This window comes from Methylomicrobium lacus (assembly GCF_041897535.1).
GTDB classification, from domain to species: domain Bacteria; phylum Pseudomonadota; class Gammaproteobacteria; order Methylococcales; family Methylomonadaceae; genus Methylomicrobium; species Methylomicrobium lacus_A.
Window position 1 is genome coordinate 2,834,460 of record NZ_CP169217.1, and the last position, 22,208, is coordinate 2,856,667.

Consider the following 22,208-nt stretch of genomic DNA (forward strand, 5'->3'; position numbering starts at 1 on the left):
CCTTACTCTGCCGTTTTGTTCAGATAGCCGCCGCCCAGGGCGCGGGCGAGTTGCGCGGCGGTTTTGCAATAGTCGCCTTCCAGCGCGGCAAGCCTTAGGCGCTGGGCGGATGCGGCCGCATTCGCTTCGATCAGGCCGCGGCGGTCGTTCAGGCCGGCGCGGTATTCGGCTTCCGTCAACTGCCGGGCCGCTTCCGCCGCGGCGAGCGTCTGCCGCTGCTCGCTTACCTGTTCGCTGATTTTTTTCCAGTTGGACAGGACATCGGCGACTTCCTGCACCGCGTGCAGCACCTGCGTGTTGTAGCGCTCGACCGCTTCGTCATAGGCGGCTTCCTGATACTGTAGATCGGCGCGCAGGCGTCCGCCTTCGAAAATCGGAAAGTCGATCGACGGGCCGACCGCATAAGCGAGGCTCGATCCTTGCAGCAGCACGTCGGTCAGGGTGACGCTATGAAATCCTGCGAAAGACAGCAGGTTCACATCGGGATAGAACGCAGTTTTCGCGACCTCGATCAACTTCGCCGCGGCTTCGGCGCGTAGGCGCGCGGCCTGCACGTCGGGGCGGTGCGCCAGGAGACGCAGCGGCAGATCGGCAGGCAGCGGCAACAGACTCGGCAGTCGGAGGTGCTCGGCCGCGATCTGCCGTCCCCAATCGGGGCCTTTGCCGGCCAGGGCCGCAAGACGGTTTTTATGCAGAGCAATCTCAGCGCGCACAGCCGCTTCCTGCTGCTTGGCATCGTGCAGATCGATGCGCGCCTTCAATAACGGGGCGGAGGAGGCGAGGCCGGTGTTGAGCCTCGTTTCGGCCCATTTGAGCCATTCTTCCCGGTCGGCGGTGATCTTTTCGGCGGCGGTGAGGCGGGCCTGCGCCGCGGCCAGATCGAAATAGGTGCCGGCGACCGCGGCCGACAGCAGCAGGCGGGCATCGGCCACTTCGATCTCGGCGGCCTGCGCCTTGCCGATCGCCGCCTCCAGCGCGGCCCGGTCGCGGCCCCACAGGTCCAGGTGATAACGCAGTACGAACGGATTGATCAGCAATTGCCGGAAATGCTCGCCCGCCAGCTTGGCCTGCACGCTATTGGCCGAATAGCGCTGGGCGCTGAAGCCGATGTTCGCGCTGACGGTCGGATACTGGTCGGCGGCCTCCGAATCGACCAGGGTTTGTGCCTGATGCAGCCGCGCTTCGACCGTTTTGAGGGTAGGGCTGTCTTTCAGCGCGGTTTCGATCAGGCGGTTCAAAGCCGGTTCACCGAAGCTTTGCCACCAGCCCTGGGCGGGCCAGCTGGATTTGATCGATGAGGGGTCTTGAGCGGCGGCAAGCGTCTTGTCGATCTGCGGCATGGCGGTCATCGCCGCGCGCGCGGTGGGCTCGGGAAGCCAGGCGCAGGATACGTTCAACAGCAGCGCGCCGAGGCACGCGGCAAGACGAAGATGTTTGCCGGTCATGCTTCTTCCCCCGCGAGCAGTTCCAGCGCGCGCCGGCGCAAGGACTGCGTCAATGAGGCGCGCCGCGGCGGCCGGGTCGGCTGCGCCAGCCAGACCAAGAGCGCCATCACGGTAAACGCGCAGCCGGCGAGCCAGAAGGCATCGTTGACCGCATGGATCGCCATCTGCTGTTTGGCGATTTTCGCAAATTGCAGGGTGGCCGTCGCTTCGGAGAAGCCGGCGCCGGCCAGCGACTCCATCGCCTGATCGAAGCTTGGATCGAACGGGGTGACCGTCTCGGCCGCGCGCGTCATGTGGAAGGGCGTGCGCCGGTACAGCACGATCGTTTGCAGCGAGATGCCGATCGCGCCGGCCCAGATCCGCATCAGCCCCGCGATTTCGACCGCGCGCGCCTGGCGCGGCGGCGGCAGTCCGTGCAGCATCAGCGCGGTCAGCGGCGCAAAGAAACTGCCGAGGCAGATGCCCTCGACCAGTTTCGGCCAGAACAGGTCGGCGAAGGACGACGGATCGTCGAGACGGCTGAGCCAGAAATAAACCCCGGCAAAGCCGAGCAGGCTGCAAGAGGCGAGCGGCCGGGCGTCGCAGCGTTTGAGGACCTCGTGAAAAATACTCGCAACCGGTTTCGCGAAAATCGCCATCGGCAAAAACACCAGTCCGGCCAGAAACGACGAATAGCCGAGCGCCAGTTGCAGTTGCACGATCAATAGCGACAACAGGCCCTGAAAGAACAGGAAGCCGACCGAGAGCAGCACTACGCCGAGCGTGAAATTGCGGTGCGCAAACAGGCCGATGTCCAGGAAGGGACGGCGATGGCCGAGCTCCCAGACGATCCAGTAAAGCAGTGAGGCGACGCAGGTGAAGATCACGGCTTGAATATAGCCGGAATTCGTCCAGTCCCAATCGTTGCCCTGATTCAACAGGGTTTGAAAGCTGCCCATCAGGGCGGTCAGTAGGCCGAAGCCGACCCAATCGAAATGGCTGAAAACGGTCTTCGCTCCGCGCCGTGACAAGAGCGCGGCGACGATGCCGCCGATCGCGAGCGCGACAGGAACGTTGAGAATAAACAGCCAGCGCCAGCCGAGATTGTCGGCGATCCAGCCCCCGATAGGCGGGCCGAAGGTGAACGGCGTCAGGGTGAAAATACTCCAGATGCCGATGCCGATCGACTTTCGGCGGTCGGGATATTCCTTCATGATCATCGCCTGACCCAAGGGCAGGGTCACGCCGCCGGCGAAGCCGAGCACGATCCGTGCCGCCAGATAAGGGTACAGCGAGGTGCTGTAGGCGCACGCGGCCGAAGCGAGCGCAAAGATAAAGAAGGCCCAGGCGAAAGGTCGGTATTCGCCTTTCTGCCTGGCGAGCCAGGTGCCGATCGGAAAACCGAGTGCCAGGCTGGTCATGTAATCGGTCTGCGTCCAGGTCGCGAAACTGGGCGGAATCGAGAGGCCGCCGGCCACGCGCGGCAGCATCGCGATGTAGGCGCCGGCGTTGAAAATCACGACCGCATGGCCGAGTCCCAGGCACAGATTGAACAGCACGAAGCGCCAGCCGCGCAAGCGTTTGTGATAAATGAGACTCATGCTCTGAAGTTTTCCATATGAAGAGGATGGCGACCTGTTTCGTTTCTCGTTCCTTCGCAGTGCGAGGGAGCGATGGGTAATCCGGGTAAAGCATTGAAAGCATTCAATAAAATAGCGATTCGCTATTATTGCAGACGCATCTTGACTTCCTTTGCGCTGCTTTAACTCGAACGCTGTCGCCTTCAGGGACGATTCAAGCCGCCTCTACATTCGTCATATTCAAGCCGTTATTTTTTACTCATTCTTTAAGCCAACAATCCCCACGCCAGCATGCTCACGCCGATCATCAACACCGAACACCATTTGACCAGGCTATTTACCGGAGCCGTATGCCAGTAATCCTCCGCCGCAACGGTGAACTGATGGCGAACTCCGGACAACTCGGTTTTGATCGCACCGTACCACACCGGCAATTTGCGGCTTAGCTTGAACAAGAAGTAAGCTGCAAATAGCAGTATTACGTAAAAGGTGACGGTTTGTGTGGCGTGACGGCCCGTATCGAATAGATGTTCGATGATGATATCGAGGGTGAATTCGAGCGCCTCGAAGCACAGGTGCAGGAACTCCAAAACAAGATCGAGCAGCATATCGGACAGCAGATAGAAGACGCTTATCGCGGTGGCTGCAAAACCGATCTTCAGTTTTACCGAACCGTACATGAGCTATCTCCGCGCGGTCGTTTCGGGCTCCGACAGTTGCGACACGCGCATCGGTGTCAGCCCGATGTCTTGCATTGCCTCGGCGATCAGTCGCGCGCCGTTTTCACGCACCAGCGCCTTGAACCTTTCGCCTTCGGGATAGAGCAGCGCCTGCGCCGTCTCACCCGTCAACCAGGTTTTCTTGCCGGTCTTGGCGAGCACTTGGCCGCTGTGTGCGTCGACTAACTTGATCAGGACCTGCAGCGAGGTCTGACCTTCGAAAATACGGTACTGACCGATGCCGACTTCCAGCACCGCGTCGACGGCATCCGTACGGTCAACGGCAGCCGGGGCGTTTTGAGCATACCAGCGGGCGACCGCACCGCGCCAGTGGCCGACATTCGCGTTGCGTTCATCGGCGGCGATCGGCAGGAGCGCAGTCTGAGGGCTCAGTTCGGTTTTGATTTGCGCGGCATCCAGTTGCGCTTGTGCGATGGAAGACAGTTCGAGCGTCGGCGTCCAATGCTTGATTTGATCGGCCGCATCGCCGTTCTTAGACAAGTCGACCGTTTCCACGCTATCGCCGTGACCGACTTTGCCGGCGATCAGGATGCCTCCAGGACTCCGGTAAACCGCTTCCTGCGAGGTAACCGGCAAAACCATATTGTATTCATGCGCATAATTCGGCATCCGGGTTTCGAGCAAATCGGGCAGCACTTCCAGAGGCGGCGCTTCGACCGACGTGATCCGCACGGTTTTGATCGTCGAGGCTGCCGCACTCGGCAGTTTGACCGTGTTGATCGTGGCGGCGGTCTGGCAGCCGGTGATCAGCGCCGGCAACAGCCAGAGCCAACAGTTTTTTACAGATGGATTGAACATGGTGAATCTCCCACATGGGCTACGCAAGCAGGGTTTGCCCCCGCACATTGATGAATCGCCCGGACAGTCGGTGAAAAACAATGCTTCAAAATAGGGCTTTCATCTTGACACCCACTATAGATTCAGTTTACAAATGAAACAAACGATTTATATTTGACTTTAATATCGACAAATCCAATATTAAATGCGATGGACCTCGAACAAATCCGAACCTTTTTGAGCGTGGCCGCGAACGGCAGCTTTCAGGAAGCGGCCAATCGGCTGTATGTGACGCAATCGACCGTGAGCATGCGCATCCAGCGCCTGGAGGAATACCTGCGCGCGCCCTTGTTCGTGCGCAACCGCGCCGGCGCGCATTTGACGCAGCAGGGACGCCGCTTTTTGAAGCATGCGAAGTCGATGCTGCTGACGCTGGAACAGGCGAAACACGATATCGGCCTGCCGAGCCGTTTCCGGGCCAGCATCACGGTCGGCGCGCGGATTGCGTTGTGCGAGACGATACTGCCGCGCTGGATCGGCGAGATTCGCAATGTATTGCCTGACGTGTCGCTGCGTTGCGACATCGGTTTCGAGGAAGATTTGATGCGCCGGCTGATCGAGGGTACGGTCGACATCGGCTTGATGTACACGCCGCAGCACAGTCCGGGCCTGAAGGTCGAGCATCTGTTCGACGAGACGCTGGTGCTGCTGACGACGCAGCCGGACCGGCCCTGGCCTGACGACGATTATGTCTATGTCGATTGGGGGCCGGCGTTTTACGCCCAGCACAGCAGCAGTTATCCGAACCTGGAGCGTCCGGCGCAAGTGGTCAATATCGGCTGGCTCGGCATTCAGTTGATCCTGACCAACGGCGGCTCGTGTTTTTTGCCGATTCGGATGGCCGAGCCTTATATCTGGGCAAAGCGTTTGCATCGCGTGCCGAACAGCCCGGAGTTCAAGCTGCCGGCCTACATGGTCTATCCATTGGATGCCGAATCGCCCGTGCTGACGCAGGTGCTCGGCAATCTGCGCACGCTGGCGACGGTCGAGCGGCAGACGAGTTATGCTTGAAAATTATCGCCACGCATTTCGATGTGAAAACGAGGGACTTGACATGGCGCTGTCATCTACCGATGCTAATTTGACCGGTCGCAATCAGATGAAGGAGACTAAGTTGAAACACCTGCTGGAAGATTTATTGTGCCTGCGCCGTGAAATCACTGACGAGGCGGAGCGCATTCTGGAGCCATATCATGAATGCCTCGCGGATGACCGGGCGGTTTATAGCGCGCTGAACCTGGCCCATTACGTCGCGCTGCGGCGGCGCGACCTCTGCTCTCTGCAAATGCGTCTGGCCGAGGCGGGACTGTCTTCGCTGGGCCGGAGCGAGTCGCGTGTGCTGGCCAATCTGGACGTGGTGATCCGCCTGTTGGCGAAAGTCGTCGGCGAGAATGTCGATGCGGCGATTGCCGATGACGAAGCCTTTACCAAAGGGCGCGATCTGCTCGCGCAGAATACCGCCGATCTGTTCGGTCCGCCGCCGTCAGACCGCAGCGTCCGGATCATGGTCACGCTGCCGATCGAAGCGGCATTTGATTATGCCCTGGTCAAGGGCCTCCTGTTCAGAGGCATGAATTGCGCAAGGATCAACTGCGCGCATGACGATCAGACGATCTGGGCCAAGCTGCTCGAAAACATCCGGCGCGCAGAGCGCGAAACCGGCTTGCACTGCAAGATTCTGATGGATCTGGCTGGCCATAAAATACGTACCGGACCGATTCAGCCGGCGCCGCCGGTGATCCATTTGAAGGTCAAGCGCGATCTCTACGGGCAGTTGGTCGCGCCGTTTCATATCCTGCTCGGCAAGACCGGATCGGGCCCCGTTTCCAGCGAGGCGCAGCGTTCGGATTACTGGATCATCCAGATTCCCGACGATTTTCATGAACGGTTGACCCTCGGCGACCGGATGTATTTCGGCGACTGCCGGCACAAGACGCGCTTTTTCGAGGTCGTCGAGAAAGCGACGCCGGATTATTGGCTTTGCCACGGTTTCAGCTCGACCTATCTGCATGCCGAAACGCAGTTCAGCTGGCGGCGGGCGAATGCGGACGGCAAGTTCGACGTGCTCGGTGAATTTCCGCTGGCGCCTTTCTCCGGCAAGTTTTCGAGCATCCATGTCGAAAACGGCGACCATTTGCTGTTGAGCCGCGGCGATGAACTGGGTTGCCCTGCCGTTTACGGCGTGAACGGGCAAATCATGACGCCGGCGCGGATCGGCAGCAGCTGCAATGCGGTGTTCTCGGCATTGCGGCCGGGCCAGCCGGTCTGGATCGACGACGGCAAACTCGGCGCGGTCGTCGAGTCGATCGGCGATGACGGTGCGATGCTGAAAGTCACCGAAGCCGGGCAGGGCGGGGTAGTGATCCGCAGCGACAAAGGGCTGAATTTTCCGGAAACCGAGATCGATCTGCCGGCGCTCAGCGCCAAGGATTTAGAGGATCTGGACTTCGTCTGCCGCCATGCCGACATGATCGGCTTTTCGTTCGTGCGCTCGCCGGCGGATATGGAGGTTTTGATTCAGGAATTGAAGCGGCGCGGACGCGCCGATTTGCCGATCATCGCGAAGATCGAAACCAAGGCGGCGGTCGATAATTTGCCGTGGATCCTGCTGTCCGCGATGGCGCGGCATCCTCTCGGCATCATGATCGCACGCGGCGATCTTGCGGTTGAACTCGGCAGCGTCAAAATGTCCGAGATTCAGGAAGAAATCCTGTGGCTGTGCGAATCCTCGCATGTGCCGGTGATCTGGGCGACCCAGGTGCTGGAAACTCTGGCCAAGAAAGGCCGTACCTCGCGCCCTGAAATCACCGATGCGGCGATGAGCGTACGCGCCGAATGCGTGATGCTGAACAAGGGGCCGTATATTCTCGATGCGATCCGCGTGCTCGGCGACATTCTGAACCGGATGGACGCGCATCAGTACAAAAAAACACCGCAGTTGCGGGCGTTGGAATGGTAACCGAAAGGGGTTATTTGTTGGCTGATTAGACTCTTTGTATTAGCGGGCATTTCAGCCGCGATCCGAGCCGGGCTTTGAAAAATGTCTTGGGTTGCGGCTGAAGCGCTGACCTTACCAGGAAGCCGGCGGTTTGTTTTCTATCCTGAGCGATTTATCCTGGACCACGATATAACCGCCCTTGGTCAATTCCTTCATGATCTTATTGATCATCTCCCGGGACGAACCGACCATATTCGCCAGTTCCTGCTGGGTGGGACGGTTGTGGATCACCGCCACGCCATTTTCCTGATTCGCCATGTCTTGCAGGACCTTGATCGTACGCTCATAAACGTTCGACAAAGCCATCTGCTTGACCCGTTCGGTCAAGTGCATCACTTTTTCCGAAAGTTCGCGCAATAATTCGGCGACCGCCTCCGGATGGCTTTCCAGCCAGACCTTGAAATCGTCCCGCGATATCATGCCGCACATGGTTTTTTCGAGCGTTTCGACCGATGCTGAACGCGGCTCGCCGCAGAGCAGGGCCAGTTCGCCGAAATAGGAGCCTAATTCCTGCACTCCCAGCGTCACTTCCTTGCTTTTTTCATCGCTGGTATAAACCCTCACCTTGCCGGAAATGATCACATACAAAGAATTGCCCTCATCGCCTTCCGAAATGATCACCGCCTGTTTGGGAAACTTCACCATTTTCGCCTTTGCCGCCAAGGCTGCAACGGCCTCGTCGGGCACCTGCGAAAGAAAGGAAATGTTTTTTAGGCTTGAGAAAACTTCTTGTTGCATGGCTGGGCCTTTTTATGCTGAGATTTTTAGACGGCTTTCCGGGTGCCGCTGTCTCGCTAAGTCTGCGGCACACCAAGAAAAAATCCGGGATAACAATGATTCACTAAATGTTAAAAAGCTTTAAATTCATGATATTGGGTATTTATTTTTAGCATGTCGTGCAGGCCTTCACGCCACTAATATATCTCCACATGTAGCCATTTGTGCAGGTGTTGGATGTGCAATTTGCCGGGTCGACAACTTGAAAGGCCATGGAAGTGACTTTCGGGCTATCCGTTTTAAATGACATATAAGCGACTGCCGCTAACACGATGGCAAAAAAAATTAAGACCTTTGACGATGGCTTGGGGATTTTTTTTACGGCTAAAAAGCTGTCTTTTTTATGGCTAACGGCATGTGAGTTCATTTTTTTTGCTCCAAGTGATAGTTAATCTAGGGTTTTATCAAAAATAAAATGCTTTTTTAGTCGAATTTCCAATTTAAAACGACAAGGTAAGGCGGCTAAACAGGAATCTTCCCTGCGGGAAGCTTGGATAATTAACATCGGTGCCCTGAAAGTTGAATTTCTCATCCAATAAGTTTTTTATGCCTAATGCGGCTAAACCATGACGACGGGGTAAACGGTAGCCAATTTCGGTATCCAAAAGCCAAAATCGAGAAGATGCGAAACTTTCAGTGCCATCGAGCTTTGAAGTGAATAGGCCTGACTGGTTGACATAAGATAAACTCAGCTTTGATTGAAACCCGGATGGATGATAAAGGTTTCCGAATACCTGCGCTCGATGTGTTTCCAGGTCTGTAAAAAAATTGGAATTATTATTTGCGGTATCAAAAAAATTGTTATTTCGATTCAGTTTTTCATAATTGTATTCTGCGCCGAGCGAAACAAATTCATTGGATGTCCAATTAATATAAGTCCGGGCATTTTTTTCATTCCACCGGGTTTTGTCAAAAGTCGGACTGAAGATGGTAATAAATGGGGTCTCGATGTACCGCCTGGAAACTTCCGCCCCGGCAAATAGCCGGGCATTCAATCTGTGATCCAACCCAAATCCGATACGCCGCGCGATCGCTCCATCGATGTCGTCGAAAAATTGATTGAAGCCGGCAATTTGTGTGGGCTCCAGCGTCTGCTTTTGGATAATTCCGCGCTTTAAAGAACGAAAAGCTGCAAATCTGAACGTCGTGCTTTTTGTCGGATTCCAGGTTACCCCAAACTTAGGGTTCAGTGGGTTGCTGCTATAGTCTGGCGTTAATGATGATAGGTCATTGGGTTTTTTAATTTGATAAAAATCTTGTGATACTCCGGTCGTAATCAAAAAATTTGGAATAACTTTTGTGTTTGCGTAGAGATAAAAGGCTTTATGCTCCGATTTTGCGTTTAGGTTTAGAGCCTGGAAAAAAAAATTATCAACCGAAGAAAAGTCTAAATTCTGATTTTGGTTTTGGTCGGAAATATAGTTTATGCCCGACGTCAAATCAAAATGTTCATTGAGGTAGAGGTGTTGCAATTCATATTGCGTGCCTTCAACTTTACGGGAAAAGTTCAAATGGGTACCGGGAAAGATCTCTTCAATGCCGGAAAAATTTTCTTCTCTATGAACAATAGAGGCTAATAAATTGGAATTCTCGTTAAACTCATAATGAAAGCCGCCACGAATGGAATTGCTTTCATTTTGTCCGTGATTTATGAGAGAGAATTGATCCCTGAAAAAACCCTGATTGATGTCTCCGAATTCATCTTCAGATCGACGTAGTTCAACTTGTACATTGGCGTTGGTCGTGACGGCGGCCTGCGCAAAAAAATTGTATATATCTTTTTTCTGCGCATTATTTTCTCGATAACCGTCGGTATGGTAATGAAACTGGCCTAAACTATAGGAAAATCTATCCCATACGCCGGACTGTACGGCTTCATCACTCCAGGTATCGTGGCTGCCATAGAATCCTGATGCCTGTAGAGCCAGTCGATTCCGGGTAAATAACGGATTATATTCATTGAAAGAAGTAATTTGGGGGCCCAGGCTATCTAATATCAATATATTGGACTCTGCGGCCTGCGGCTGTACAGGGGTTATATTGATGGGCTGTAATAGCTGCGCTTTCAATAGCTCGCTTAGACGCGAAACTTCATGCCGGGGCAAGGCCGCATAGTTATCCGATAATAAACGGTGGGCAGAATAGTTGCCGGGATCTTGATTGATTGAGTTCCAGCCCTCAAGCAAGCCGCGCTGTTGAAAACCCAGGTCATTATAGATACGGCCAAGGCTGGCGCTACGCGCCGCACTATCGCTATCCAATAACAGTCTGGACCGGTAAACTCCCCGGTTGTCATTCAATTCGATCGCCTTTTGCATGTCATGCAGGGCTTCAACCGGCCGGTTGATGGTTTGTTTCAGGATTGCATCGTAAAACCAGGGCGTCGGGTCTTTCGGGTCCATCTCCTTGGCAAGGTTCAATTCGGTGCCGGCATAGTCCTTGTTGCGCAATTCATAATAGGCTTTGCCGAGATAGCTTCGGCTCACTGCATCAGTCGGGGCGAGGTTGACCGCGGTTTCGAGCTCGCGGGTGCCTTCCTGGAGCGCGCCCTTGCGGATTTTAGCGAGCCCCAGACCCAGCCTGGCGATCGGATCGGAGGAATCCAGCGCCAGCGCCTGTTCGAAAGCCCGTTTGGCGGCGGCGGTGTCGACTTGCGCGAGGTCGGCGAAGCCTAGGACGGTCTTTGTCCGGGCCAGTTGCGGATTCAATTGTTCGGCTTTTTGCGCGGCCAGCAATGCCTCGTCACGGTGGCCGGTCGAAAGCTGCAATTCCGCGAGCCGAGCCCAGGCCAGCGCATCCTCCGGCGCCAGTTGTGTCGCTTGTTGGGTGGCGCTCAACGCCTCTTCGATTTTAAATAAGGACTGATAGGCGTAGGAGAGGGCGATTTTGGCGACCGATGATTTCGGATCCAGCGACTCCGCCTTGTGCGCCAGTTCCAGGGCGGTATCTTGCCGGTTTTTGGCGACCGCAATCACCGCCTGTAGCGCATACAGCGTGCTGGGGTCATGGTGCAGCCGTTGGGCCTGGTCGATGCTGGCCGATGCCTCGTCGACGCGGCCCACCGTGAGCAAGAGCGAGGCTTTCAGCGCCGCCACATCGGCATGCTGAGCATCGATCGAGACGCCATCCAGTAGGGTCAGTGCCTGCTGTACGTCGCCTTGCCGATAGGCTGCCAGCGCCGACGCCAATACCGGATCGGCAGGTGTGGCGTAATGTTGATAATCGATAAGCGGCGGATAGAACAATGCCCATTGGACCGCATCCGTTGGGGCCACTGTCAGCGCTTGCAGGCGGGGCGGCTGATTTTGGGAGGCACTGCCCACATAGCCTTTTTTGATATGGATGCGGCCGGCGGCGTTGGTGGCCGCGACCTGGCCGTCGAATACGGCAATTTGGGCTTGCCGGCTGTCGACCGTGACCAGAAATTCGGTGCCTTCATGCACCGCGTTGATAAACGGCGTCTGAACGTCCAGCCGTTGCGGCTGTCGGCTGCGGAAATAGCTGACTCCCTCCAATAATTTCAGCAGCCAAGGCGAGCTTTCTTTCTTGGGCTCCGAGAAAATCAACGTGGAGCCTTGGTCGAGCGTAATCAGCGATTCATTGCTTAACACCAGCGTGGCGCGGCTCCATTTTTGGGTGCGGAGGGTTTCGCCGGGACAAAAACTGTCATCCGCGTGTACCTGCGCCCATGCCGGATTGCCGGGTGATTGCCGGGTCACTTTGCCCTGGAGGGAGACGACTTTGGCGACCGGTTGCGTGCACAGCGATGCGGCCTCAACTGCGAGAGGCGCGAGCAGAAAAAGCAGCAATGGGTAAAGCTTAGGTCTTCGATGCATATCGATCGCTTGGGCTATAAAACGGAATCCAACGTGTTTTTAGGTCTCCCTAACTAAAACGTTATCTAGATTAACATTTATTGTATGCATGTGGCGATCATAAATGCAACTGATTGATTGGACTGCCTAGCTCGATGCGTGCCGGCTGGTCAAGAAGCCCGGTTTCCGGCGGGCGCTGACGCAGATATTGGATATAAAAAAGCGTCGGCCCATCGCCCGGATGCTGCCGGTCGATGTCGAGAAAAGCGTTCAGCGCCTCGGCCCAGCGGTGGCTTTGAAATAATTTGAGCGCATCGCTAAAGGCTTCGGCTAAGGGAGGCCAGACCGGATCAAGCTGATCGAGCGGGGCAATCAGTTCGAAGAGTTCGACCGGCTGGGTCTTTCCTTTCAGCACGAAGGCGCCGACTTCCCGAGTGAAAAAGCCGGGCAAACCCTCGATCACGCTGGCAGATACCAGGATCTGCGTGCCCAGCAGCTTGTTCAAGCCTTCGATGCGCACGGCGGTGTTCACGATATCGCCGACCGCGCGGTATTCGAAATGCTCCATCGCGCCGACGTTGCCCAAATGCATCTCGCCGAAATGCAAACCCAGGCGTGTCGGCAATTGATAAGGCTGCGACCGGTTAAAATGGTCGACGGCCGTTTTGATTTCCAGCGCGGCATGGCAGGCGTTGATTTTGTGCTGGGATTCTTCCGATGGCGTGGCCCATAAGGCCAGCATCGCATCGCCAATTACATCGGAAATGATGCCGTGATGATGTTTGACGAGCGGGAACATCGCCCCATAGTACCGGTTCAGGAGCGCATTCAGGGTCAGAGGATCCATCGTTTCGGACAGCGTCGTGTATCGGCCCGCATCGGTCGCCATGCAAACGCCGTGCACCAGCTCGCCATAATGCGGCATCGCTTCCAGTCTGGCCTGATTGGCAATGGCGCTGACCACGTTATCCGGCAGATAATAGCTGAGCGTCTTATGCAGGTTTTGCTGATCCTGTTTGTTTTTTTGTAAATAAGAAAAGATCATCACGGCCGCGACCGCAGGCGTTTGCAAGAGCAGGGGCACACACAACGGCAACCAGAGATGGTCGGCGGTAAAGCGGAAATAGGCGAAGGCCGCGTAGCCTGCGGTCAGTAGGATGACTAAAACTGTCGCCAGCCGGTAGGTACACACGCGGCACACGCCAAACAGCAGGAAGCTCCAGAACAGCACCAGAGCACATTGAGTTTGCAGCGGCAAAGGCCGTATGCCGCTGCCGTCGATCAGATTGGCGGCAGCGGTTGCGACAATTTCGGTGGAACTGAGGGTGGCGCTGATGTCGCCGGAAAAATCGGTATAAAATCCCTGTAACTTTTCCGGTTCGAGATTTTCGGAGTAGCCGATCAGAATGACTTTATGGCGGAAAAGTTTGGGATTCAAGCGCTTATCTTCCAGAACCTGATGGAAAGGCAGGGTGGTAATCGTGCCGGCTTTACCGTAATGATTGAAGTAGCGGTTGTCGGCGCCTTTAGCCAAGGCAAACCACGACCGCAATAAACGCAAGGTTTCCTGCGGATAATTTGCTCTGGCCAGCAGATCGTTGAATTGAGGCAAGGATTGGGCGGCAAATGCTTGGCGGATCTGGGTGGCAATTCCAAAAACCGAAGCTTTGGCGGCCAGCTGGTCAAACGTCGGCGGCAAAGTCGCTTGCAGTGCAGGATCGATTTGACGCAGCAGGCGCAAGATTTCGGGATAAGCCCGTTTCAATACGAAGCATTCAAAAACCACGACAGGAAAGGTAGAGATGCCGCCGGCGCTTTGTTTGAATGTCCAGAACTGCTTGACGGTCGTGACCGTCTTGGGAAGCGGGAAAGGCGCCGCGCCGAGCGCGGCATGGGCTAAAACCGGAATCGGGTCGATGACCTTTTCATAAGTAAATGCCTTGGCGGGATCGGCGGACGGAAACGTGTATTGTTTTAAATAGTTGCTGAGAATCACGTTGCTGCCGGCCGCGATGGCTTTGGCGAGTTTGGTGTCGTTGGAAGGCTCGCGGTCTTCGCCGAAATAGATGTTCAAGGCGATCACGGCAGGGTCGTAGCGGTTTAAGGTTTCGATTAAGCGGGCATAGACCGATCGCGGCCATTTTTCCGGATTCTCGGGCAAGTGCAACTGTTCCGGCGATGATTTATCCAGGGTAACGATGATGACGTCGCGAGGTGAGGCGATCCCCCCGCGGGCTTTGAACAGCCAGGGCAAGCCCCATTCTTCCTCGAGGTAAAGACCCGGCATCGTCGCGCTGAGGAGGGCTCCCAAGAACCCTATCAGCAAGGCCGAGACAACCGCATTCGAGGTTTTTTTATAAACATTCATGATCAGGAAGCGCGCGAAGGGGCTGTTATGATCGATTTGGCTGAATGCTCAGAACCCAGGGATCAAAAAGCCGTGAACTAGCCTGACATTATAGCCTTGACCACGGAAGAAAGGGGAAAGTCGTAAGCGAGAACAATACATTGCTCGGCAAGTCGTTCGGCAATCCGCAAGAGGGGCGGAGGGGGGAAGAGTAGGCCGTAACCGCTTGCCCGGCGCGGCTGAAAAGTATGGGAACGTCCCTGTCCCCTGGAGTTTGGAGGCATCGCTGAGTGAGCTTGTTCTTTGAAGATCTCTGAACTCAAGATCAGTTGCCTTGGCTATGGAGGTGTCTTGCGTGCGTCAGGAGAGGGACTGGGCGTGCGACAAGACCGGTCAACGCGTAAACATAGCAAGGCGACAGGTACCAAGGGCTGAAACATTGAACGACTTTAGAGTACCGCCGAACGCTGAATGAAGATAGTAAAAAATACACAGCAAGCAGGTGAATTTTTCACATGATGCCGCATGCGCATTCTCACGCCGAAGAGTGAGGGCCTCCGCTATTCGATGTTCTGAATCTGTTCCCGAATCTGCTCGATCAGCACCTTCAGTTCGATCGAGATTTTGGTGATTTCCTTGTCGGACGATTTTGCGCCCATCGTGTTCGCTTCGCGGTTCATTTCCTGCATCAGAAAATCGAGCCGCCGGCCGACCGGTTCGTCCTGCTGGACCACGCGCAACACTTCCTTGATGTGCGTCTCGAGCCGGTCCAGTTCTTCGGCGATGTCGAGTTTTTGCGTCAGAAACACCAGTTCCTGTTCGAGCCGGTCGAAATCGGGCTGGGCGACCATATCGGTGATGCGGTCCTTCAGTTTGTTGCGGATCGCTTGCAGGACGTCGGGCATGCGCTTTTTGGCGGCTTCGGTATAAATCTGCATTTTCCGGCAACGATCCTCGATCAGTATTTGGAGTTGTTGGCCTTCCCGCTCGCGCACCTCCAGCAGCTTCAGCAAGGTCCGGTTGACCAGTTCGGCGATGCCCCGGTTCAGCTCATCCTTGTCCAGTTCGGGCTCCTGCTGGATGCCTGGAAAGGCCAGCACATCGAGCGCGGAAAAGGACTGCGGCGCGGTCATCTGTTCCTCGATCTGCCGTGCCGCGGTCAACAGCGCGGCCACAGCGTCGCGGTTAACGAACAGGCTTTGCGAGTCCTTGATCTGCTTCTTGCTGGTGATCGTGCACTCGATCTTGCCGCGGCTGATCTTTGCCATGATCGCGGAGCGTATTTCGGTCTCGGCAAAACGCAGACGTTCCGGCAGCTTGATCAGGATGTCGGTATAACGGTGATTGACCGAACGTAATTCACAATTAATCGTCAGCGCGCCGATTTCGGTTTCACTGCTGGCAAACGCCGTCATACTTTTAGTCATTATTCACCTATAATAAGCGGGGCTTAGAATCGAATGTGCACAGATGGCGGAATATTACGAACCCGAAACCTATCCAAAAGAATGGAACTATCTCCAAACCGGCACCATTATAGACCAGTATGTGATCGAACGGGAATTGGCGCACGGCGGATTCAGCTCGGTTTATCTGGCGCGGCAGACTTCCGACCAGGTTCAGGTTGCGATCAAGGAATATTTGCCGCGCAAATTGGCGCACCGGACCTGGAACAATGTGGTCGTGGTCAACGACGAAGAGTCTCAGGCCTTGTTCAAGCGCGGCCGGCGGCTGTTTTTTGAAGAAGCTCGCGTGTTGGCGACCTTGAAGCATCCGAATATCGTCGAAGTGATCAATTTCTTTGAAGCCAATTCGACCGCTTACATGGTGATGGTTTACAACTACGGTGTCACGCTCGAAAAAGTGTTGGCGAGGAAAGCCTTGGATGCCAGCGAAGCCTTCGTGAAGGCGGTATTCAATAGCCTATTGGACGGCGTCGGCCACATTCATGAACACCGCTATCTGCATCTGGACATCAAACCGGCCAACATTCTGGTGCGGCCCGGCAATGATGCGGTATTGCTCGATTTCGGCGCGTTTCAGGCCTTTCCGGCCGTCAGGCCTCAGCAGCAGACCAAGGTGTTGACGAAGGGATTTTCGCCGATCGAACAATATAATCTGTGCGCGCCGCTCGGGCCGTGGACCGATATTTATGCGATCGGTTCGAGCATGCGCGCCTGTTTGGAGTTGAAATCGCCGCAGCCGGCGCCCGAACGCGCGGAAAAAGACATGCTGGAGCCTGCGGCAAAAGTGTTCAAGAAGAAATATTCCGCGCCGTTATTGCAGGCGATCGACTGGGCGATGGGGCTGTATCCGAAGGATAGGCCGCAATCCGCCGCCGAGCTCAGGGAGGCGTTGAACGCCGAGTCCAGCGCCTCAAAGTCCCTTGCTGCGGTTTTCCATACGCCGTAGCAATTCTTCCATGATCAGGCGATAGAGTTCGTCGCCCAAATATTTGTCCTCGATGCCGCTGTCGATATTCGGATTGTCGTTCACCTCGATCACATAACCCTTGCCGTTTTTCTCCTTCACATCGACGCCGTAAAAGCCGTTACCGATCGGCTGAGTCGCTTTCAGTGCCGCATCGAGCACCGCTTTGGGCACCTCAAAGGTCGGCAGGGTGTCGAAATTGCCCGAGTCGGTGCGGCTGCCGCCGTGCCGGTAGATCTGCCAGTGATTCTTGACCATGTAATAGCGGCAGGCATACAGGGCCTTGTTGTTGAAGATGCCGATGCGCCAGTCGAAATCGGTATAAAGAAACTCCTGCGCCAACAGCAATGCCGATTTCTGAAACAGTTCCGGCAGCTTCTGCTCCAGTTCCTGGCGGTTGTTCACCTTGACGATGCCGCGCGAAAACGAGCCGTCCGGAATCTTGATCACGACCGGGTAGCCGGCTTCGGCCTCCAGCCGGTCCAGATGGACCGCATTGCCCTTGTGCAGCAGCCAGGTCTTCGGCGACGGCACCTTGTGCGTGCGGAACAGGTCGGCCAGATAGACCTTGTTCGTGCAGCGCAGCATCGAGGTCGGATCGTCGATCACGACCAGGCCCTCGGCTTCGGCCTTTTTCGCGAAACGGTAGGTATGGTGGTCGATCGCGGTGGTTTCGCGGATGAACAGGCCGTCGAACTCGGGCAGGCGCACATAATGCTGTTGGGTGATCAACTCGACATCGATGCCGAGCTGGCGGCCGGCGTTGATGAACTTCTTCAACGCGCCGCGGTTGCTCGGTGGCATGTCTTCATCCGGGTTGACCAGGATCGCGAGGTCATAGCGCGTCGCCTTGCGCACGCGGCCCTTGCGCCAGACCTTCTTGCTGAATTGATCGAGCGCCTCGGCGAACAGCGTCTGCTGCGCATCGTCGAGGCTGCGGTGCGAGACCGCGCGCAAGGCGTTGATCTCCCAGCGGTCCCGATAACTCAGGGTGACTTCGAGCACCGGGCAGGAAAAGCGCTCGAACAACAGGCGAGCGACATCCTGGAATTCCGGGTCCGGGGTGGTGCCGAAGAAGCTGAGCAGTTTGATTTCCTGCTGTTTGTTTTGGGTTTTGAAGGCCTTGGCCAGGGTCTGCGACAAATCCTCGATCTGTAGCCGGTACAAGGCTTTCTTGCCCAAATCGTTCAGTACCTTGACCGAGGGGATCACATGGTGGCCGCGTGCCTCGGCCAAGAGCGAGCAGTAATAGCCGTCGGACAAATAGCGGTAGCTGCCGCACAGATTGATCACCCGCACGCGCTCGTCCGCGCCGTCCTGATCGGTGGCCAGGTAGGTTTCGAAAGGGATCACATGCTCGCTGGGGTAATAAGGGCTCCAGTCGGCCAGATCGTCAACAACCAGTACGGTGCGCGCCATAATAAAATTTATTCCTTAACTCGGAAAGTCAGCATTTTGAAATCACTTGCCGCGGTAGACAAGTCATAAGATCGGGAGTTTTGGGGAGGCGGATTAATTTTAGCCGCAATTTAGGAGGGCATGGTATGGGGGCGCGAATTAACGGGGCATGAATGCGGGAAAATGCCGTGAGGGATGATTGATGTAACGCGCAGATCAAATCCCTGGCGTTGATGTTTTGCTTTCCCTTCGCAGTAATTCGGCCTTGCGTTCTACGCCCCAACGATAGCCGGACAGGCTGCCGTCGGACCGGACTACGCGATGACAGGGAATCGCCACCGCCAAGGTATTGGCCGCGCAAGCCGTCGCCACCGCCCGCACCGCTTTCGGAGAGCCGATGCATTCAGCAATTTCGGAATAACTGATTTTTGTCCCTGCCGGGATTTGCCTGAGTGCTTGCCATACTTTTTGCTGAAACGCGGTGCCGCGCACATCCAGCGGTAAATCCAGTCCCAAAGCCGGCATTTCGATAAAGTCGATCACTGCGGCGACATATTTTTCGAGCTCGCGGTTACCGCCGATCCGTTCGGCTTCTGGAAATCGATCAAGCAAATCACGCGTTAGCGCATCGGGATCGTCGCCTAATGCGATCGCGCAAACGCCGCGCTCGCTCATTGCGACTAGAATCGAACCCAACGAGCATTTCTCTATTGCGAAGCATATGTGGGTATCGGCTCCGCCGTGGCGATAATGGGACGTCGTCATAAATCCCCAGGGATTAAGGATCGAGGATCGGGTGAGGCGCGAAACCCAGCATGTAGGCGTTATGCAGGGTTTCGGTGCGTGTCCGCGAGTGAAAGTCGGAGCAATAAAAAGGGCTTACTGGGGCGCAGGCTGGGCCGGTTCGGCCGTGGCGGCAGGCGCCGAAGGCGCGGGAGCGGCTGGAGCCGCCGGCGTTTCGGCTTTGGGTGCCTCGCCAGCTTGCGGCTTGGCTGCTTCCGCCGGCGTTGCGGGAGCCGGTGCCGCGGTTTCAGGAGCAGGGGCCGCGGCTGGTCCTTCGGAGACCTTGACCAGCCAGCCTTTTTTCTCTTCGCAGCCCAATACCGCCTTTACCGCGGCATTGATTCTGACGAATTTGCCGGTCATGCTGGCCGGTAATTTGGCTTTGATCCGGTGGAAGCTGCTGTTGCTTTCGACCGTGAAAGGAATATTTTCATTTCGACCGCTCAGTCGGATCGTCGCCGGATTCGACCAGGCGGAGACTTTGAACTCGAACGCGGCTTCCGGCGGCACTTCGATCTTTTCCGGCTCGAGGTATTCTTTCAGCGTGAAGTCGGTGAATTTGGGGTCTTTGCAGAGCACTTCGGTTTTTTCGTCTTCGTAGGCGCTTGCGGTTTGCGCCGCCAGCAGGATCGCGATGACCGATGCACATTTTATTATTCTTGTTTTCATAGACATACCTACCCATTCATTTTGAAAGAAAACTATCCCTACCGATAGCCCCGATCGGCCCACTTTAATGAGTTTTCGGGCTAAATTCAACCGTAAAGTTTTTGCTGATGCGTAACCAATTCGCTGGTTTACCTAAAAAAAGCCGTGCGACAGGCTCACCCAAAACCCGGGTTGTCTTGTACAATAGGGCGATTAAAATTTTTTGAGAGAGCACTGCCTTGAGCGAGCAACAGAGCCTGAATTATAAAAGCGCCGGCGTCGATATTGAGGCCGGCAACAGCCTGGTCGAGCGGATCAAACCGATCGCCGCGAGAACCCGCACCGCCGGCGTGATGGCCGGGCTGGGCGGTTTCGGATCGATGTTCGAACTGCCTCTGGACCGCTACCGCGAGCCGGTACTGGTATCCGGCACCGACGGCGTCGGCACCAAGCTGAAGCTGGCGATCGACCTGAACGTGCATGACACGGTCGGCATCGATCTGGTCGCGATGTGCGTGAACGACATCATCGTGCAGGGCGCGGAGCCTTTGTTTTTTCTCGATTATTTCGCGACCGGAAGGCTCGACGTCGATACCGCCGCGGCGGTGATCGAAGGCATCGGCAAGGGCTGCGAACAGGCCGGGGCGGCGCTGGTCGGCGGCGAAACGGCCGAAATGCCGGGCATGTATGCGGACGGCGAATACGACCTGGCCGGCTTTTGCGTCGGTATCGTCGAGAAAAGCAAGGCGCTGGACGGCGCCAAGGTCAAGGTCGGCGACAAATTGATCGGTATCGCCTCCTCAGGTCCGCATTCGAACGGTTACTCGCTGATCCGCAAGATCATAGAAGTCAGCGGCGCTAGACTGGATGCGCCGTTCGAGGGCAAAAGCCTCGGCGAAACCTTGCTCGCGCCGACGAGGATTTATGTGAAGCCGTTGCTCGCGCTGCTCGACAAGATCGACGTGCATGCGCTGGCGCACATCACCGGCGGCGGCATCACCGAAAACCTGCCGCGCGTGCTGCTGGACGGCATCAACGCCGAGATCGATCTGTCGGCCTGGCAATTGCCTCCGGTATTCAAATGGCTGCAAGCGCAGGGCAATGTCGCCGAAGCCGACATGCTGACCACCTTCAACTGCGGCATCGGCATGATCGTCTGCGTCGCGGCGGAAGACGAGCAGGCGGTTCTGGACACGCTGGTCGCTTTGGGCGAGGCCGTGTATCCGATCGGCAGGCTGATTGCGGGCGAAGGCAAGCCGAAAGTCGTTTACGCGTAGCGTATACGCTCACTCCGACTCCGCTTCCCAACCGAAGACCTGCCAGGTTTTAAAAACCTGACAGGTCCATCCTTTCAAACCCGGCTGTAAAACTCGCTGTCCTTATACCCGTCATGCGCATGCCTGAGCATGACCATGATTACCGAAGCGGCGGGCAGCGCCAGCAGAATTCCCAGAAAGCCGAACAATTGCCCGCCGGCCATGATCGCGAAGATCACCGCGACCGGGTGCAGGCCGATCTTGTCGCCGACCAGCATCGGCGTCAACACCATCCCTTCCAGCAGTTGGCCGACGCCGAATACGGCCAGCACCCAGATCAGATGCGCCGCATCGTGAAATTGCAGCGCCGCGGCCAGCGAGGCGCTGACGATGCTGACGATCGCGCCGAGATAAGGCACGAAGCTGACCAGTCCCGCCGTCATGCCGATCAACAGCGCCAGATCGAGCCCGGTCAGGCCGAGCCCGATGCTGTAAATCGCGCCGAGCGCCAGCATCACATAAAATTGCCCGCGTACGAACGCCGACAACACCGCATCGAACTCGCCGGCCAGTCCGGCGATAGTCGGCGCGATGCGCCGCGGCAGAAGGTCATGCAGCTTGGCCATCAGGCTGTCCCAGTCGCGCAGCAAATAGAATGTCACGACCGGAACCAGCAGCAGATTCATGATCCAGGCCAGGATCATGCCGCCGGAATCCGACAGCGAGCGCAGCAACACGCTCGCCGCGCCGCCGGCCGTCTGCCAATGGCTTTTGATCAGGTTCACCGCGGCCTGGGTTTCGAGCGGCTTGATGTCTAGATTGAAACGTTGATGCAGCCAGGGAATCGCGGTCTGATTCAGCCACTCGGCATAGGCCGGCAAGCTGGCGATGAAGCGTTCGAGTTGATGATCAAGCTGCGGCAGCAGCCAAAGCAGGATCAGGCAGAATGCCAGCGTCATCGAGAAAAACACCACCGAGACCGCCTGCGTCCTGGATAGCTTGAAGCGCTCCAGCCGGTCGGTCAACGGGTCGCCCAGATAAGCCAGCATCAACGCTACGGCAAACGGCATCAATACCGGCGCGAGCAGGTAAGTCAGCCAAACGGTCAGGCCGATGAGCGAAAAGAGCTGCCATTTTTGTGAATCGGTCATGTGCGCGCCTTGAAAAAAGTGGGT

At 56.3% G+C, this 22,208-nt stretch carries 17 protein-coding genes; 4 read left to right on the forward strand and 13 right to left on the reverse strand.

Annotated features, from left to right (window positions below; genetic code table 11):
* Positions 1-2 precede the first annotated feature (2 nt).
* The 4 genes from ACEPPP_RS12450 to ACEPPP_RS12465 form a co-directional block, all read right to left on the reverse strand.
* Positions 3-1,445 (reverse strand): efflux transporter outer membrane subunit, encoded by a 1,443-nt coding sequence (locus ACEPPP_RS12450; RefSeq protein WP_374087143.1) that lies wholly within the window; start codon positions 1,443-1,445, stop codon positions 3-5.
* Complete coding sequence (locus ACEPPP_RS12455) at positions 1,442-3,025, reverse strand: DHA2 family efflux MFS transporter permease subunit (protein WP_374087145.1); 1,584 nt, start codon at positions 3,023-3,025, stop codon at positions 1,442-1,444. Before ACEPPP_RS12455 ends, ACEPPP_RS12450 begins: the two co-directional genes overlap by 4 nt.
* A 245-nt stretch (positions 3,026-3,270) precedes the next feature.
* Positions 3,271-3,684, reverse strand: a complete 414-nt coding sequence (locus ACEPPP_RS12460) for a hypothetical protein (RefSeq protein WP_374087147.1) — start codon at positions 3,682-3,684, stop codon at positions 3,271-3,273.
* 3 nt (positions 3,685-3,687) lie between these two features.
* Positions 3,688-4,542 carry a hypothetical protein gene (locus ACEPPP_RS12465; protein WP_374087149.1) on the reverse strand — a complete coding sequence of 285 codons (855 nt, stop codon included), beginning with the start codon at positions 4,540-4,542 and terminating at the stop codon, positions 3,688-3,690.
* Between the two features lie 189 nt (positions 4,543-4,731).
* Here ACEPPP_RS12465 and ACEPPP_RS12470 point away from each other — a divergent pair, with 189 nt between their 5' ends.
* A complete protein-coding gene (locus ACEPPP_RS12470; protein WP_374087151.1) occupies positions 4,732-5,592 on the forward strand; it encodes a LysR family transcriptional regulator in 861 nt (286 codons plus the stop codon).
* Between the two features lie 43 nt (positions 5,593-5,635).
* Positions 5,636-7,540, forward strand: a complete 1,905-nt coding sequence (locus ACEPPP_RS12475; protein ID WP_374087153.1) for a pyruvate kinase — start codon at positions 5,636-5,638, stop codon at positions 7,538-7,540.
* A 111-nt stretch (positions 7,541-7,651) separates the two neighbouring features.
* On the opposite strand, the gene ACEPPP_RS12480 is transcribed toward ACEPPP_RS12475, so the two are convergent.
* The 5 genes from ACEPPP_RS12480 to ACEPPP_RS12500 form a co-directional block, all read right to left on the reverse strand.
* A complete protein-coding gene (locus ACEPPP_RS12480) occupies positions 7,652-8,317 on the reverse strand; it encodes a Crp/Fnr family transcriptional regulator (protein ID WP_374087155.1) in 666 nt (221 codons plus the stop codon).
* Between the two features lie 148 nt (positions 8,318-8,465).
* The gene (locus ACEPPP_RS12485) at positions 8,466-8,723 is read right to left on the reverse strand and encodes a hypothetical protein (RefSeq protein WP_374087157.1); all 258 of its coding nucleotides are present in this window, start codon (positions 8,721-8,723) and stop codon (positions 8,466-8,468) included.
* A 73-nt stretch (positions 8,724-8,796) separates the two neighbouring features.
* Complete coding sequence (locus ACEPPP_RS12490; protein ID WP_374087159.1) at positions 8,797-12,165, reverse strand: tetratricopeptide repeat protein; 3,369 nt, start codon at positions 12,163-12,165, stop codon at positions 8,797-8,799.
* 124 nt (positions 12,166-12,289) lie between these two features.
* Complete coding sequence (locus ACEPPP_RS12495; protein WP_374087160.1) at positions 12,290-14,539, reverse strand: CHASE2 domain-containing protein; 2,250 nt, start codon at positions 14,537-14,539, stop codon at positions 12,290-12,292.
* A 539-nt stretch (positions 14,540-15,078) separates the two neighbouring features.
* Positions 15,079-15,945: a YicC/YloC family endoribonuclease gene (locus ACEPPP_RS12500; RefSeq protein ID WP_374087162.1), complete on the reverse strand. Its 867-nt coding sequence runs from the start codon at positions 15,943-15,945 to the stop codon at positions 15,079-15,081.
* Positions 15,946-15,988: 43 nt separating this feature from the next.
* Here ACEPPP_RS12500 and ACEPPP_RS12505 point away from each other — a divergent pair, with 43 nt between their 5' ends.
* Positions 15,989-16,930 carry a serine/threonine protein kinase gene (locus ACEPPP_RS12505; RefSeq protein ID WP_374087164.1) on the forward strand — a complete coding sequence of 314 codons (942 nt, stop codon included), beginning with the start codon at positions 15,989-15,991 and terminating at the stop codon, positions 16,928-16,930.
* On the opposite strand, the gene ACEPPP_RS12510 is transcribed toward ACEPPP_RS12505, so the two are convergent.
* The 3 genes from ACEPPP_RS12510 to ACEPPP_RS12520 form a co-directional block, all read right to left on the reverse strand.
* The gene (locus ACEPPP_RS12510; protein WP_374087165.1) at positions 16,895-18,367 is read right to left on the reverse strand and encodes a RimK family protein; all 1,473 of its coding nucleotides are present in this window, start codon (positions 18,365-18,367) and stop codon (positions 16,895-16,897) included. The genes ACEPPP_RS12505 and ACEPPP_RS12510 overlap by 36 nt on opposite strands.
* Before the next feature lie 195 nt (positions 18,368-18,562).
* A complete protein-coding gene (locus tag ACEPPP_RS12515; protein WP_374087167.1) occupies positions 18,563-19,042 on the reverse strand; it encodes a methylated-DNA--[protein]-cysteine S-methyltransferase in 480 nt (159 codons plus the stop codon).
* A 183-nt stretch (positions 19,043-19,225) separates the two neighbouring features.
* Positions 19,226-19,798 (reverse strand): hypothetical protein, encoded by a 573-nt coding sequence (locus tag ACEPPP_RS12520; RefSeq protein WP_374087169.1) that lies wholly within the window; start codon positions 19,796-19,798, stop codon positions 19,226-19,228.
* Between the two features lie 218 nt (positions 19,799-20,016).
* Between ACEPPP_RS12520 and purM the strand changes: the two genes are divergently transcribed.
* Entirely contained in the window at positions 20,017-21,054 is a 1,038-nt protein-coding gene (gene purM, locus ACEPPP_RS12525; protein WP_374087171.1) for a phosphoribosylformylglycinamidine cyclo-ligase, read from the forward strand.
* 74 nt (positions 21,055-21,128) lie between these two features.
* Here purM and ACEPPP_RS12530 read toward each other — a convergent pair whose 3' ends face one another.
* The gene (locus ACEPPP_RS12530; protein ID WP_374087173.1) at positions 21,129-22,184 is read right to left on the reverse strand and encodes an AI-2E family transporter; all 1,056 of its coding nucleotides are present in this window, start codon (positions 22,182-22,184) and stop codon (positions 21,129-21,131) included.
* Positions 22,185-22,208 lie beyond the last annotated feature (24 nt).